Here is a 14,525-nt window from a genome sequence, read left to right as displayed (position 1 = left end):
TGATATCCTGAAAAATTTGTAATTCAATTTGCCACATTTTAATTTTACTCGGACACTATTCCTTTTACTGCTCTGAACTTCGGCTCATTATTAAATTATATTTATCAAGAAACGCTCTATCCCCATATAATTCAAAGCAGTTGTTAGTACGAATAACGGGGGTACGCCCACATTTTATTCGCAACCATGAATTGTATATTATTGCCGAGGATTTATCGCCAACTTCCGTCTGCCTGACATGTCTTATTGTTAATTCTGGTTCCTGTTGGATACAGTTCCCCATTATACCAACAGTCGGCGAATGTTTGACTAGCCAAAAGCAAAAATAAAATCGTCAGCACACTGGATAAGATTTTTTTCATGTAATCACCCATAATCAAAGAGTTGCCATAATTTGAGCCTCAACCCAGACCTCCGTTGGTAACTCTTCAAATTGTTGTTCCGGCAACCACTTTCGTGCAGCTTCATTTGAAATCCATATTGTTGCTTCGGCATTTTCCCGCCGGCATTTTTCGCCACTCATAGTATGAATGATAAAAAATTCCTTCATGTAATACAATCCACCTGACTCGTTTGTATTATCAATTATTTTTGTTACAGATATCCGCTTCTTATATGGAGTGGTGTTCATGCAAGCTGCCCCATTATCACCGGATATCAGCCCGTCTTCTTCGTGAAATTTTACGGTCAGCTGAACCTCCTCATTTTCAAAAAATGCCTCATTGCAATCACATAACTCATTCAGACTCTTTGCTACAAAGTGGTCTTTGCTCAAAGATTTGATATTTATAAAAAGAGCTGCAGCATCTGAATCACTCAGTTTATTTAAATCGAAATTTGTTATTGACGCAGGACCTAATATAATATCAGTTGTGCCATTTGTAGACCTCCACAAACAAATACTTTCTCCGCGACCAATCTTATGCCCTATAAACATCCCTGAAGCAAGACTTAGTGTACACAAAAGAATTGGAATGAAATATTTACTTAAAAATTCCAATTTCCCCTCCTCACTGTTTTATTTGAAAACACAAAAGAGAGATTAAAAAGAGCAACCACTATCAATCAATCCAGTCACCAGCTGCCATGTTTTAGCATAAAAACGAATAAATCATATTTGGTAATATCATTATAACAGCATTCAATGGCAGATATAATTATTTTTTAGAATGTAGTTATTCACATAACAAAACAACTGGTTACAATCACCAACCTGGGATAATATTTATTCCCAGGACCTGCTGTCAGGTCGCAGCCGGCCTACCACAAATAGTGCCAACTCCATGAAAAATCCTTATACCTGATTCAATCAGGCAGATCTCAACAACTGCACCCCCTAAAAAGCTGAACGTCAGTGCAAATATCGGGGCACCTCCCCATTTACTTCTCCCGGCAGAACCTTCTTCAATCGAAGACCCGGGTTTTAGAGAAAAGTTCCAGGCAAAACATAGCGCCACCGATGGCCATCGGTGCCCGCTCACAAGCAGAAATGCTTGTTGACAACTGGCTCTATATGGCCAAGGTCAATCGATCTCGGTAAATCACAGAAAACTTCTTGACGCCTCATTTACCGCAAGCGGTATAATATTATGTGGTCAGTGATGAACGGTTCACCACATCGGTATGAGGTCAACTATGCTTTTTTGCGTCTTTGCCAAAAGTGAACTCAGACATCTCTTCGAGGTGCTCTCCTATAACTGCCTGGTAGGTCCTACTGTTAAGGAGACTTCACCGGAGAGCTGGCCCCTCTACGCCTACGAGCAGGTATTCGATTTTGCAGACCTCGCCTTCGAACATACCACCACCTCCCATTCCCCTAAGAAGTATTTTCTGCCGCACAGGCTGACCATGGCGTCCTATGCCCTTAACGACCAGAGCTGGCGAAAGGAGGTGCACTTCACCCCTGAGACCCCTGTGGTCTTTTTCGGCATGCACGCCTGCGATATCAATGCTCTCAACAGGCTGGACAAGGTGCTTCTGGATAGTACCTACCCGAACCCTTTTTACGCGGCCAGGCGCCGCAACACCTTTATCGTCGGCACCAGCTGCTCCCCTCAACCTTTCTGTTTCTGCGAATCCATGGACTGCGAAACGGTGCTGCATGGCTGCGACCTGTTCATCACCGATATCGGCGAACTCTATTTCTGCGAAATCAGGAGCTCCGCCGCCTATCAGGTACTGCAGGGGATTAGCACAAAAGAGGCGAAAAGTGAACACCATGCCCTTTTCATCCAGGCGGCGAAGAAGCGAAAAGCACAATTCACCAGCCAAATGGACACCACCGACCTGGTCAGGATCCTGGATATGGAATTTCAAGCGGAGGTCTGGCATGAGTGGGGACGACGCTGCCTCTCCTGCGGCACTTGCGCGAGTGTCTGTCCCACCTGTTACTGCTATGGCACAGAGCAGCTCATCGACCTCACACTTGGCAGCGCCCGAAAAGAGATGCGCCTCTACTCCTGTAATCTCGTTGATTTTGCCGAAGTGGCGGGAGGCTTCAATTTTCGCCCCGAGAGCGCCACCCGCCTGAAATACCGATATTATCACAAGCACAGGGGGTTCGTTGAAGCTTTCGAAGAATCTCTTTGCGTCGGCTGCGGCCGTTGTGGCCAGGCATGTCTGGCCGACATTGCCCCGGTCGATGTGATAGCGAGCGTACGCAGGGAGGCAGAAGAAGATGGATAGAAACGTCCCCGTGGTCGATATTCTCGCCGCAGATCACATTCATCGGCGAAAATCTGATCTGATGCGTTACGAGTACTGCCACGAAGCCGAAATAACGTCGATCTCGCCACTCATCGATTCAGTGAAACTCTACCGCATACGGTTGCTCGACCCGGCGGTTCACTCGACATTTTCTTTTGTCCCCGGTCAGTTTGTCATGCTCGAGGTGCCCGGCATCGGGGAAGCTCCCTTTTCCATATCTTCCAGCCCATCACGGCGGGGCGACCTCGAACTGTGCATCAGGTCGGTGGGCACCCTCACCTCCTTTCTTGCCCGATGCGAGCGGGGACTACGGGTGGGTATCAGCGGCCCCTTCGGCACCTCCTACCCGCTGGAACGCATGAAAGGCAGCAACATGCTCTTCATCGCCGGCGGCCTGGGAACCGTCCCGCTTCGCTCGGCCTTATTGGCGGTGCTGGAAAACCGCAGCAGATATGCCAGGGTAGATTTTCTCTGCGGAGCGAAAAACCCCGCATTCCTGCTCTTTGCCGACGAGTATGAAAGCTGGCGGAATACGGACATTGGAGTGCAATGTATCGTCGATGAACCCGACGAAGGCTGGTCCGGCCAGGTCGGCATGATCACCTCCCTGGTCGACCAATTCCTGTCGTCAGGTATCAGCCTCTCTGACACCTGGTACGCCATCGTCTGCGGACCACCGGTGATGTTCAAGGCGGTCTGCAGCACACTGCTCGCCGCCGGTCTGCCCATGCACCACATGTTCGTCTCCCTGGAGCGCAGGATGCACTGCGGCAAGGGCAAGTGCTGCCGTTGCAATGTCGGCTCCACCTACACCTGTCTCGATGGGCCGGTGTTCGATTTCTGGTCGGTCGTAAACCTCAAGGAGGCTATCTGAGATGCAAAAAGGACTCTCATACCTGGGCAGGAACCTCCCACGTCCCCGGGTTGCCTTCTTTGAGTTCACCTCCTGCGAAGGGTGCCAGCTGCAGCTGCTCAACGACGAGCACAACCTGCTCGATTTCCTGAATCTCCTGGAAATTGTCACCTTTCGTGAGGCCATGACCTCCGCCTCCGACCAGTATGATATCGCCTTTGTCGAGGGCAGCATAAGCTGTTCGGAAGAGGTGGCGCAACTGCAGGAGATACGAACCAGAGCGGCCACCCTGGTGGCTCTCGGCAGCTGTGCCTGTTTTGGCGGCATCAACCAGCTTCGCAACAGATTCAGCGACAGCGACTGGCCCAGCCGGCTGGTCTACGGCGACAGCACCATTCCCATGACGCCCCTGCCCAAGGTGCTCCCGCTGCATGCCCTGGTCGAGGTGGACCTGCAGATATTCGGCTGTCCCATTCACAAGGGTGAAGTCGAACGGATCGTCACCAACCTCGTTGTCGGCAAAAAAATCAGTCATCCCAATTACCCGGTATGCATGGAATGCACCGCCGCCGGCCATATCTGTCTTTTTGAACATGGCGAGGCGTGCCTCGGCCCCGTGACCCGTGCCGGCTGCAATGCCTGGTGCCCCGCGGAACGCTCCGGCTGTCAGGGCTGCCGGGGCCCCGCCGAAGTCGCCAACCTTGAAGAGCTCGAGCAGATCTTTCAACAGCGGGGGATTCCGTTGGAGGTTATGCTCGACTACCTGGAATGCCACGGTGGTTTTCCCGAATGGTCTGCCCGGCTCCGACAGAAACTGGCAACCGCCACAACACAGCATACGTCATGAAAAATAGTTGCGACATTTCCATAAAACACCTCACCAGGGTCGAAGGACACGGCAACATCTCCATCAAAGTTGTCGAGGGTCAGCTGGTCCATGCCCACTGGGAGGTTGTCGAATCGCCCCGCTTTTTCGAAGCAATCCTGGTCGGTAAAAGCTGGTGGAGCGCCCCCTCCCTGTGCGGCCGGATCTGCGGTATCTGCTCCATCGGCCACACCCTCGCCAGCATACGGGCGATAGAACGGGCCTTTGGCTTTGAGCCACCTGAGCAGACCCGGACCTTGCGCTTGCTACTCAAGCATATGGAAACCCTGCAGAGCCACGTTCTGCATATTTTCTTCCTTGCCGTGCCCGATTTTCTGAAAGCCGACAGTCTGCTGTCTTTGCGCGCCGGCAGGCCCGAGATCGTCGAACTTGCAGCGCGCATGAAAAAACTGGCCAACGACGGCGCCGATCTCATCGGTGGCCGGAGACTGCATCCGACCCGGCTCATCGTGGGCGGCTTCACCAAGCTGCCCCGTCAGGATATGCTGGTCAGTCTGCAGCAACGTCTCCGCCAGACACGCCACGAGCTCAGCCAAGCAGCGGAGCTTATGCACTCGTTCGTTCTCCCGGATTTTCAACGGGAGACGGAATACGTCTCCTTAAAAGGCGAGACACGCTATCCCTTCATCGGCGGGATGCTGCTCTCCTCAGACGGGGTAATAAAGGAAGAAGACAACTATCTGGAAATGACCAATGAATATCTGACTGAACAGTCCACCGCCAAATGGAGCAGGCTGTCGCGTGACTCTTTTGCCGTTGGCGCCCTGGCCAGGCTGAACAACAACGGCACCCTGCTCCACCCTGGGGCCAGGGCCATGGCCGACAGCTTCGGCCTGTTGCCGGCCTGCCACAACCCGTTTTACAACACGGCTGCCCAGCTGGTCGAATGTCTGCATGTGGTCGAAGATTCCGAGTGCTTAATCGACCGGCTGCTGGCGACAACGTGGCAGAATTCCCGTGCCACCCCTATTCCCCGGGCCGGCAAAGGTGTCGGTGCAATCGAGGTGCCCCGGGGAATCCTCTACCACAGCTACTCCCTGGACAAGCAGGGGATTATTACCAAGGCCGACTGCGTCATTCCCACTAGCCAGAATCATGCCAACATCCAACACGACCTCACCAAACTGGTCGCCGAATCGGCTGCCTCGGGACTCCCGGACAGCGAAATCGCCCAACTCGCGGCAATGCTGGTCCGGGCCTACGATCCCTGCATATCCTGTTCAGTCCATTGAAGTTTGAATCAACCTCCTCAGCCAGGCCGGACAACAATAATACCGCAAAAAAAGGCCCCGCAAATCGAAACCTGCGGGGCCTTTCAATGGGTGACCCTACTCTTCACGATAAGAAATATCTGGCTCGCAAAAAAACTAAACAGGAAATCTATCGGAAGTATGGGTTCAACCTGATTGAGTGGAATGATGAGCATCTGCAAAACCTTGATGATATTCCGCCAAAGGTTATTGCTGAAGCATGGGATTCAGGCTTAATTAAATTCAAGAAACAGGGTGAATTGAGTTATCAAACTTTTAATTTCACTCTGGCCCTATTTATCCCTTATCCCCTGCAATACCTGATAATTTTCTAATGGTTGGAGATCGGCTAACAGTTCTGACTTAGCTCTTTTTTGTGGTAATGGGCTGAAAGGTCGAGAGCTGTCTTTTTACCTTTTTGCTTTTACATTTCGGACAGGAAAAGTCTTTCTTTTCGTAATCTGAAATTCGGATAATCAGAGAAAAGATATGGTCGCATTCTTCACAACGAAATTCGTACACTGGCATTGGCAATCTCCTCTTCAAGAAGTTGAACCTTGTGCCTTGCTATCCATCTGTTTCCCAGGTGATTCCGTTTTTATTATCAATTTACAGGTAAAGTTGACGACATTAACAATACAGGCGCCATGTTTAGCCACATGCAATAGAACTGGTCGTATTTGTGTCTCCAATGCAGCTTACGACCAGGTAAGACTCAGCCCAAGGGCCAGGCTGGTACGACAAGGGTGGCTCGGATCATGATTTTTGTTCTAAGCCGGATATCCACTTCTAACAAGATTTTAGGTGATGGTGTGAGAAGGTGTCAAGTATGGTCTTTGAAGCATTCAGAGTTATGTACACCCGGTATATTTGACAGAATCGGAGTGTGATCAAGGCAGAGGACCTTGCTTTTCGGTGGTGCGTATGGGCCATAACCATACGCACCACAAAACCCTGCCTGTTTCATTGGGGTTGTGAGAATGTGGCAATTCCTTGAACCCTCAATGCAATTTCAATCCGGAAACATCCCCTTATTTTGCTCTACCCGACCTCACAGCTTTTCATCATTTCGAGAACAGTACGATACACATCTGAGAGCCTGAGAATCCCAACCACCTCTTCGTTCTCCTTGACGAGCAGTGATTGGTGCCGACCGAGAGCCAGCAAATGAATACCCTCGTTGAGCGATGCCTCCTGTGAGATGCACTCGCTTTTGTCAGGGATGTGCATGATGTTGCGGACAATGACTTTTATGGCCTTTTTGCAGATATCATCCAGAGGTTTCTGCAGCAGGTCGAAATCCCGGGTAATTTTTCTTAAGAAATCTGGCCCGAAACCAAACCTCGTTAACATGTTGATATCGCCAACATCCTGAAATTTCGGTTCCATGGCGCGAAGAATACTTATATGATCGAGCTTTCCTACAATTCGCCCATGATTGTCATGAACCAGCATGGCCCGATATTTATATTTTTTTACACCTATTTTCTCATGCGCATCTTCAAGAGCGAGCACAGCCTGGTACAACGTCGCGTCCTGAGAGATGGTGGCATACTCAGCCAGAGGCACCATCACGTCTTTAACTTTCGTTGCATTCATTACTGATCTCCTTAAAAAATGATTCATCCTCCCCAGCATTCGCCAACCCTTACCGAGGTTACGCGAAACATATGCGCCCTCACTCCATTTTATCTTTTCCTTTACAGAATCCTAAACAGTTCTCCGCTTATAGCAAGGACTGCTAAAACCAAAAAGTTATCCATCAGCGCAGAAGAGTATTCAGAGGCAAGAGTAAGATCGGGTGATCTTTAACAAGATGTCATGGCCCCTTTTTTTCTCTGAATACTTCAGAAATCGTTCATTGAAACAGGACTATATGAAAGCACCGATTCTTCAAACTACGAAATGTGATGCTCAAGGAGCACTGTAGGTCAGGGACGCTTTGATAATTTGACATGGCTACATTGTGTGGTGATCAACCTGTTGATATTAATACCACAAAATGGTTAGATATTTCGCAATTGCCGACTATTCCTGTGAGGCTCGTTGCCTGGGAAGGCTTTTAGTGGTTCAACTGCTTGAAAAGTCAACTGCAACAATCTCTTGCCGCAACAATTGGACAGGAAAAATAGCACAACAGAGCAGGATCTTAAGTGCTCTGCTGGGATGCAAAGCGGTATAAAGTAAGGTTTGAATAAAGAGTGTTATCTCCAACGATTAGCGTCGGAAAAACACAGTAATATATTGAGCTATATAAAGTGAGGATAGAAATTATGATAAAAGTAAACAAAATCGCGGTTCCCGTCGACTTTTTAGGAAACACGGAAAAATTGCTTGATTATGTCAAGTATATGGCCAAATCGCATTCTGCTGAGTTGCACCTTATCCACATCATTCCTGTCGCTTACGGTGAAGGTTTATGGTCAGTTCCACATTCACAGGAAGCTACAAGTGCCGTGAAAAAACAGATCAACGCCCGTATGGAAGAGTTTGTCGAGCAATTCAGACAGGAAGGTTTTGCCTGCAACGGTACGGTCGTGGTAGGTGACCCGGTTGAAGAGATCGTTAATGTAGCTAAAAAGGTCGATGCAGATATGATGATTATCTGTTCTCACGGCGCGAAAGGGCTTGAGAAAGTTTTACTCGGCAGCGTTACTCAGAGGGTGATTAAACGAGTTCATTGCCCGATTCTGGTTATGAACCCATACCGTAATAAGCTACAGGAAAGCGACTAACCTCTACCGAGGTTACGCAAAGCATATGCGCCCTCACTCCATTTTATCTTTTCCTTTACAGAATCCTAAACAGTTCTCCGCTTATAGCAAGGACTGCTAAAACCCAAAAGTTATCCATCAGCGCAGAATGGTGGACTACCCAAGTGATTATGCACTGATGGTAAGAGGGATTTCAGGCGGGATACCTCCTCTATCTCCCGAAAGGTAGTAGCCAGACCGGTATATGAAAACCGAACGGGCTCCGTTAAAACGGGGGAGGTTCATCCTGACCCTACTTTTGCTCGTGCTGAGCTTTAGGGGTAATCAGATTATTTTTTTTGTGTCCTTGGTGATTTTTTATAGGAGTAATTCCACAATTTTTTCGTTAGCTCTGAGGTAGAATCGAATTCAACACTGTAATTTGGCCGGAGCCTGCAGATTGTCCATGGATTCTCCCCCTATTGTGCCTTATTTTTCTAGTATAAATGGCTGTTCCGAAACGATTGGCTGGGAGAGCCATTTGATGATGGAAGAGTCCCGTTATAATTGAGCTCTAACTGATACTCACAGTACCAGGTGAGTACCTCAGTTCTGATTAGAGGGTGGTGTTATGGAAATTCAAGATTATTGCAAAAATGTCGACACCGAGCTGTCCCAGTGGCAAGAGAAACTGTCTCATATTGTCAGTCAGCTGGATAACAGGCCGACCTCAAGCAAGCAGGGCGTCTATGAGGAGGTAAACGGACTCCATATGATCATTACCGAGATGAGCGACCGAATCGATCAACTCAGGAATGAATGCTCCATCTCATGGGAGCCACAAAAAGAGGACGAGAAGACTCCAAATATTGCTGGCTCAAGCAAGAGGTTTAACCAAAACGAAGAATTGCGCTTCGATTACGATTTTGGAGGCTGATTACCCGAGCGTACGGGTGTAACTACTAATGCACAAGCAGATTCATTGATTGCCTGCCCATCTGTTTCTTATGGTGCAGGCCTTTTTTATGTCGGGGCAAGGAATACAACCAGAGGATAGTTTAAGAACAGTATGAAGAGTGGATAGATTTATTTTTTTTCTGATTCCCATTAATTCCCAGTAAGCAGTTCAAAGCAAACCGAATCACTTAACCACACCTTCTTTTCACCATGTATGTACTAGATACTTGATGATAATCCCAACAGAATACAAACATCAATTACAAGGAACCTGAACCCTGCGAATCAATGGGTAGGGAAATTCAACCCAAACCATTGGGCCGCCATAGGAGCCTTGTTGCCATTCACCACTCACCCTGCGATTCTGAAAGCAGACCCGGGTTTGATACATGGGTGCAGGCGGTGGTGCATACACGGTTCTCGGCTGAGAGGCCGTGGCGAGGGCGCTTACGAGTACTCCCCCGACAAGTACACCGACGACAAGTCCGGCCAGAGCGTCATCAGCGTGGTGATGACGGTACCGATGGTACCGATTGCCATAATGGTGATATTTGTAGCCGTAGGAATGTCCATAGTGTGGTGAACGGTAATATCTTTTACCGGCCATGGAAACGGATACGGAACCGATTAGAAAAACCAGTATAACCAGCGCTGAAAAGAATCGTTTCATTGGAGACTCCTCCTCTATACCTCGTTGGGACGTCTCATAGCGGTGTCTCGGTTAAAGGGAAAAGGGCTTATTCTCATTTTCTGACTCTTTTCCTCCTTATCCCTTCTACTCCTAGACTATATGCATTTATTGGCAGTCAACACCGGAGTTGTTGTGCAAGGGAATGAGAGGCTGGGTGACCACTCCACAGGGAAGCAAACAAGGTGGTGTTCATGATGAGAAAAAAAATAACCGGTGAACCTTATGTGCCCTGCCCGGGAACCAGCCCCAGGGCAACCGATGGCCATTTCGTACGCTTCAAGGCTGAGATGCTTGTCTTCATCTGGGTCTATATGCAGAGATCCACACCTACCTGAGAAAGCAGGAAATCTATCAAGAATCTGGCTGCAACCTGATTGAATTGAATGATGAACATGTGCAGAATCTTGACGAACAAAAATGCCTAGACATAACGTCTACTAGAAAGGGACCTGCCTGCTTTGCCAGCGTGGGCTTAGATGAATGTAGTCCTACATCATCCCAGATGCCATAACCAAAGAGGCATTTATCGGAGTACTCCCCGATAATTGCCTTAAATATTTAAGCCCCAAGAGACCTAAATCTCCTGGGGCTTTTCTTTTAACTAGTGGGCTCGGCAGAAGTCGAACCCGAGCCAACTTTTCATTTCGCTCTGAGCCTATTTGTTTCCTGAGTACTTCACGCGACCGAGGCCTTCAGTGGTCAGCAAACAAATTCCTCGTACTTCCCTGATAAATTACTAAATTGCAGGTTGTAATTTTTGCAGCAGCATATCGGTTAACTCACCAAACCGTGCGTCAGACCTGTTTCGTGGACGCTCCATATCCACCGCCACCTTTTGCACAATCCTTCCCGGCCTGGATGACATTACCACAATTTCATCCGAGAGATAAATTGCCTCATCCACCGAGTGGGTCACCAGAACAATTGTTTTTCCGGTCAATTCCCATATTCTTAACAACTCCTGCTGCATCAGAATTCTGGTATGGGCATCGAGAGCACCGAACGGTTCATCCATCAATAACAGATCAGGATCATTTGCCAATGCCCTGGCTATTGCAACACGCTGACGCATACCCCCCGACAGTTCATGGGGGTATGCGCTATGAAAATCGGCGACGTCAACAACCTCCAGGAGTTCCATTGCGTTTTTCAGCCTCCAGCTACGACCAACACCCGAAAATGCTGGCCCCATGGCAACGTTCTCAACAACTGTCAGCCAGGGAAACAACGAATACTCCTGAAACACCATGCCTATTTCCGCACCCGGCTTCAGCACTTCACCTCCCCGATATCGAACAATACCAAGCGTGCAACTCTCAAGACCGGCCACAATACGCAAAATCGTCGATTTGCCGCAGCCCGATGGCCCCAGAATTGACGTAAAGGAATTTTCCTCAATTCTCAAACTCACGCCATCGACAGCAAGAAATTGTTCCCCCGAAGCAGTTACAAATTCTTTACGCAGGGAATCAATTTCCAATATGTCCTGAACCATCAGATCCCCACCGTCTTTTTCCAAAAGAACTTCCTTTGCTCCACCCAACGGAACGCGCTATCCATGGCTGCCCCGACAATACCGATAGAAATCATGCCAGCGATGACTATGTCTGTCGAAGCCAGGGTAAATGCATGCGTTATCATGTAACCTACACCAGAAAGAGAGCCGGGGAGCATCTCTGCTGAGACCAGGCACATCCAGGCAATCCCCAGCCCAATCCGCATTCCGGTAAGTATCGAGGGCATCGCTGCAGGCAAAAGCACCTTGAGAAAGATCTGATGTTCTTTTGCCCCGAGCACCCGTGCAGAATCGATAAAGATACTGTTTACGCCGCGTACGCCATGAAGAGTTGAAGTAAGAATCGGATAAAATGCCCCAATAAAGATAATGAACAGCATCGAGAACTTGATATTGTTCAGATAAATGTAAGCCTGTCCGCTCTGCACACCAAATAAAGAGGCAAGGCTTGCAATGCCGAACCAGGCCATTACCAGAGGCACCCAGGCCAGAGGTGGGATTGGTCTGAATAAGGTCAAAAACGAGTTGAATAAACGATACACCAACGCGTAATACCCCATCAACAAACCTAGAGGAATGGCAACACAAGCTGCAAGCAGATAGCCAAGCAATACCCGCATCAGACTGACAAAGATATTGCCGGCAAGTGAGCCCATACTGATCAGATCGTCAAGCGGGTTCAGGAGTATGCTCGATACCTGCGCAACATCTGGCAAAATAACCGGGTTAGCGATTCTTTCGGCCAATATCGCCCACACCACTATCAGCAGCAGCGGGGCTAGCGCTGGGACAATCCGTCCTAGAATTCTTTTAAACATAACAAAATAAAGAACTTCCTTTCTTGCAGGCATTTAATATGTTGGCTGACTCTGGTACAGTCGATGGATCACTGTGCCGACAGGCTCTTTTCAATAAATGAAAAATCGTAGAGAAGAGGCGACACATCCTTGAATTCTGCGTCTTTCATAGAACCTCTGAGCTTATCCATTTCATTCAGCACTGAAAGAAAGATCCCTTCTCCTCGCAACCAACTTTCGGTGGGGTTAGTGGTGAAAATTATTGATGACTTTGCTACTGCCTCGGCGGGAACCCCTATCCATGCAGATGAGATCGTCGCGGAAGCCGGTGGGTTGGAGTTGCTCCAATCCGCAGCCGCGGTCAGAAGGTTAGTGACAGCCTGCACCACTTCAGGGTGCTCAGAAATTACTTTTTCGCTGGCCCCCAGAACACAACAGGGAAAATCGGTCCACTGTCCTGCCGGTGGCAATGCACGGGAATCGAGACCCACATGACCGGCACCACGATGTTCTGCCACCGCAGGGAAAGGGGCTGGCCCGACCCAGGCATCCACCTGACCTGAAACCAGGGCAGGAATAAGATTTGCCGTAGATTTCAGATCAACCATGAGAATATCCGCATCAGCATTGTTCGGATTACCGGTTATGGTAAAACCAGCTTCATGCAATGCACCCTCAAAAACAACCCTGGGTGCACTGGTCGGTGAGTGATAACCAATTTTTACCGGATGCTGTGCTGTTGCCACCAGCCGCTCCAGATCTGCATAGCTGTTAACATCGCTGTCTTTCGGGAAAACCATACTCAACCCGTCAACATGGAGCGGGCATAGGATTTTCATCGCTGCACCCTTGTCAATGCCACTAATAAAAGCGGTTGAAGAAGCAAGACCAAGGTCGAGCTTGTTCATGGCAAACAAGGTTGTTGTCTCCGAACCGGACTTCGACACGATGAGGTTGAACACCGCAAGTTCTTTACCATCAACGTTCTTCAAACTATACCTCTGTTTCGGAACGATCTCTTCCAGATACGCTCCGGTGGTTTTGAAAAGCTCGCCTTTTTCCGCTGCGACCATTAGCGGCGTATGGTGGGTAGTGAAGATGTAACTCATGTTGAGCGTGGGGACAGGTGACTGTGCAGCTACGTTTGTACAAAACACTGCCATCAATATGGACAGATAGATACAGATTACTCCGATATTGCGCATCGCTTTCTCCTTGAATACTTAGATAGAACAAAAATCGGTCATTAGCCCAGCACCGACAATTTCACTTAGACAATTTTAAGCGAACGCACTTTTACAATGGATATTAGACGGTTACCAATACTAATTATCTATATATTCGATTTTAATTATCGGCTTTATCTATTCAATGTTGCCGATAATATTTTTTGCCACATCGACAAAGGTGAAGTGATCCGGTCCACCACGGCCTCACAGAAAACTGTACGGGAAGGCCTCTCTCGCACCTCCTGTTTATCCAAATGCATACGCATTTACCGTTTGTACGTCCCCGATAAATGCTATTTGACAGCCCGTAGCGCCCTAAAGATCAATTTGTATCTTAAAGACCTATTTCAGTGGAAAATACAAAATAATAAAGCCCCGAGAGATCGAAATCTCCCGGGGCTTTTCTTTTAACTGGTGGGCTCAGCAGAAGTTGAGCCTGAGCCAACTTTTAGTTTGGCTCCAAGTCTCCAGATTTCTTTGTCCCCGGTTTAGGTTGTCAATTCGAGGATCATTGATAATCTCCCTTTCTTTGTGTTTCCAATAAATGAAAGCTCACCCTGTAGCTTTCTCTAAACAGAAGAATCAGCTGAGCAACCTACGAAGACAACCTTTTCTAACAGGCCAGATTTCTGCGGAAAAATTCGTTATTGCACGCCCGGCGATACAGAGATACTATGCTGAAATATTTGTTTTTTCTCATTATTACTCTGTAGTAGTAAAAAGTATTCAATATTTTCATGTCTGATTCTACCAAGCAAATCTCAACTAACGCACTCGCCAAAAAACTGAACATTGGCACCAAAGACATGTGGGATTCAGGCATATTGATAGGTAAACTTGTTATCCGGAGTTTTAATTTTGCTCTGACCCGAATGGCGCTAGTTTAAGCCCTTTTTAGCAACATATTTACTCCTGTGTGGAATCTCTCTCATAATGGCCCTGGGCTT

Annotated in this window: 15 protein-coding genes; 8 read left to right on the top strand and 7 right to left on the bottom strand. The window is 48.2% G+C overall.

Features of this window, described 5'->3' with window-relative positions; translation table 11 throughout:
• Positions 1 to 376: 376 nt before the first annotated feature.
• Positions 377 to 1,000, bottom strand: a complete 624-nt coding sequence (locus ACN5NT_RS20345; protein WP_419176698.1) for a hypothetical protein — start codon at positions 998 to 1,000, stop codon at positions 377 to 379.
• 635 nt (positions 1,001 to 1,635) lie between these two features.
• Between ACN5NT_RS20345 and ACN5NT_RS20340 the strand changes: the two genes are divergently transcribed.
• The 5 genes from ACN5NT_RS20340 to ACN5NT_RS20320 all read left to right on the top strand — a co-directional run bounded on the left by ACN5NT_RS20340 (position 1,636) and on the right by ACN5NT_RS20320 (position 6,030).
• Positions 1,636 to 2,685 (top strand): 4Fe-4S dicluster domain-containing protein, encoded by a 1,050-nt coding sequence (locus tag ACN5NT_RS20340; RefSeq protein ID WP_419176697.1) that lies wholly within the window; start codon positions 1,636 to 1,638, stop codon positions 2,683 to 2,685.
• Positions 2,678 to 3,580, top strand: coding sequence for an FAD/NAD(P)-binding protein (locus ACN5NT_RS20335; RefSeq protein WP_217907611.1), 903 nt, complete (start codon positions 2,678 to 2,680; stop codon positions 3,578 to 3,580). Before ACN5NT_RS20340 ends, ACN5NT_RS20335 begins: the two co-directional genes overlap by 8 nt.
• 1 nt (position 3,581) lies before the next feature.
• On the top strand, positions 3,582 to 4,406 hold the full coding sequence (locus ACN5NT_RS20330; RefSeq protein WP_419176696.1) for an NADH:ubiquinone oxidoreductase: 825 nt from the start codon (positions 3,582 to 3,584) through the stop codon (positions 4,404 to 4,406).
• Positions 4,403 to 5,677: a Ni/Fe hydrogenase subunit alpha gene (locus ACN5NT_RS20325; RefSeq protein WP_419176695.1), complete on the top strand. Its 1,275-nt coding sequence runs from the start codon at positions 4,403 to 4,405 to the stop codon at positions 5,675 to 5,677. The genes ACN5NT_RS20330 and ACN5NT_RS20325 overlap by 4 nt, the downstream gene beginning before the upstream one ends.
• Before the next feature lie 86 nt (positions 5,678 to 5,763).
• A complete protein-coding gene (locus ACN5NT_RS20320) occupies positions 5,764 to 6,030 on the top strand; it encodes a hypothetical protein (protein WP_419176694.1) in 267 nt (88 codons plus the stop codon).
• 28 nt (positions 6,031 to 6,058) lie between these two features.
• Here ACN5NT_RS20320 and ACN5NT_RS20315 read toward each other — a convergent pair whose 3' ends face one another.
• A complete protein-coding gene (locus ACN5NT_RS20315; RefSeq protein WP_419176693.1) occupies positions 6,059 to 6,223 on the bottom strand; it encodes an FmdB family zinc ribbon protein in 165 nt (54 codons plus the stop codon).
• Positions 6,224 to 6,736: 513 nt separating this feature from the next.
• A complete protein-coding gene (locus tag ACN5NT_RS20310; protein WP_136797916.1) occupies positions 6,737 to 7,294 on the bottom strand; it encodes a CBS domain-containing protein in 558 nt (185 codons plus the stop codon).
• Between the two features lie 674 nt (positions 7,295 to 7,968).
• Between ACN5NT_RS20310 and ACN5NT_RS20305 the strand changes: the two genes are divergently transcribed.
• Both ACN5NT_RS20305 and ACN5NT_RS20300 read left to right on the top strand, forming a co-directional pair.
• Positions 7,969 to 8,430: a universal stress protein gene (locus tag ACN5NT_RS20305; RefSeq protein ID WP_136797915.1), complete on the top strand. Its 462-nt coding sequence runs from the start codon at positions 7,969 to 7,971 to the stop codon at positions 8,428 to 8,430.
• Positions 8,431 to 9,019: 589 nt separating this feature from the next.
• Positions 9,020 to 9,325, top strand: a complete 306-nt coding sequence (locus ACN5NT_RS20300; RefSeq protein ID WP_136797914.1) for a hypothetical protein — start codon at positions 9,020 to 9,022, stop codon at positions 9,323 to 9,325.
• 276 nt (positions 9,326 to 9,601) lie between these two features.
• On the opposite strand, the gene ACN5NT_RS20295 is transcribed toward ACN5NT_RS20300, so the two are convergent.
• On the bottom strand, positions 9,602 to 10,015 hold the full coding sequence (locus tag ACN5NT_RS20295) for a hypothetical protein (RefSeq protein ID WP_419176692.1): 414 nt from the start codon (positions 10,013 to 10,015) through the stop codon (positions 9,602 to 9,604).
• Positions 10,016 to 10,227: 212 nt separating this feature from the next.
• Between ACN5NT_RS20295 and ACN5NT_RS20290 the strand changes: the two genes are divergently transcribed.
• Positions 10,228 to 10,371, top strand: coding sequence for a hypothetical protein (locus ACN5NT_RS20290; RefSeq protein WP_419176691.1), 144 nt, complete (start codon positions 10,228 to 10,230; stop codon positions 10,369 to 10,371).
• A 401-nt stretch (positions 10,372 to 10,772) separates the two neighbouring features.
• Here the strand turns inward: ACN5NT_RS20290 and ACN5NT_RS20285 are convergent, their stop codons facing one another.
• The 3 genes from ACN5NT_RS20285 to ACN5NT_RS20275 form a co-directional block, all read right to left on the bottom strand.
• Positions 10,773 to 11,531: an ABC transporter ATP-binding protein gene (locus tag ACN5NT_RS20285; protein ID WP_419176777.1), complete on the bottom strand. Its 759-nt coding sequence runs from the start codon at positions 11,529 to 11,531 to the stop codon at positions 10,773 to 10,775.
• The gene (locus ACN5NT_RS20280) at positions 11,531 to 12,370 is read right to left on the bottom strand and encodes an ABC transporter permease (protein ID WP_419176690.1); all 840 of its coding nucleotides are present in this window, start codon (positions 12,368 to 12,370) and stop codon (positions 11,531 to 11,533) included. The genes ACN5NT_RS20285 and ACN5NT_RS20280 overlap by 1 nt, the downstream gene beginning before the upstream one ends.
• Before the next feature lie 68 nt (positions 12,371 to 12,438).
• A complete protein-coding gene (locus ACN5NT_RS20275) occupies positions 12,439 to 13,554 on the bottom strand; it encodes a CmpA/NrtA family ABC transporter substrate-binding protein (protein WP_419176689.1) in 1,116 nt (371 codons plus the stop codon).
• Positions 13,555 to 14,525 lie beyond the last annotated feature (971 nt).

This window comes from Desulfosediminicola sp., from assembly GCF_048381775.1.
Classification (GTDB): Bacteria; Desulfobacterota; Desulfobulbia; order Desulfobulbales; family Desulfocapsaceae; genus Desulfopila; species Desulfopila ganghwensis.
This window is presented reverse-complemented; position numbering and strand designations above follow the sequence as displayed.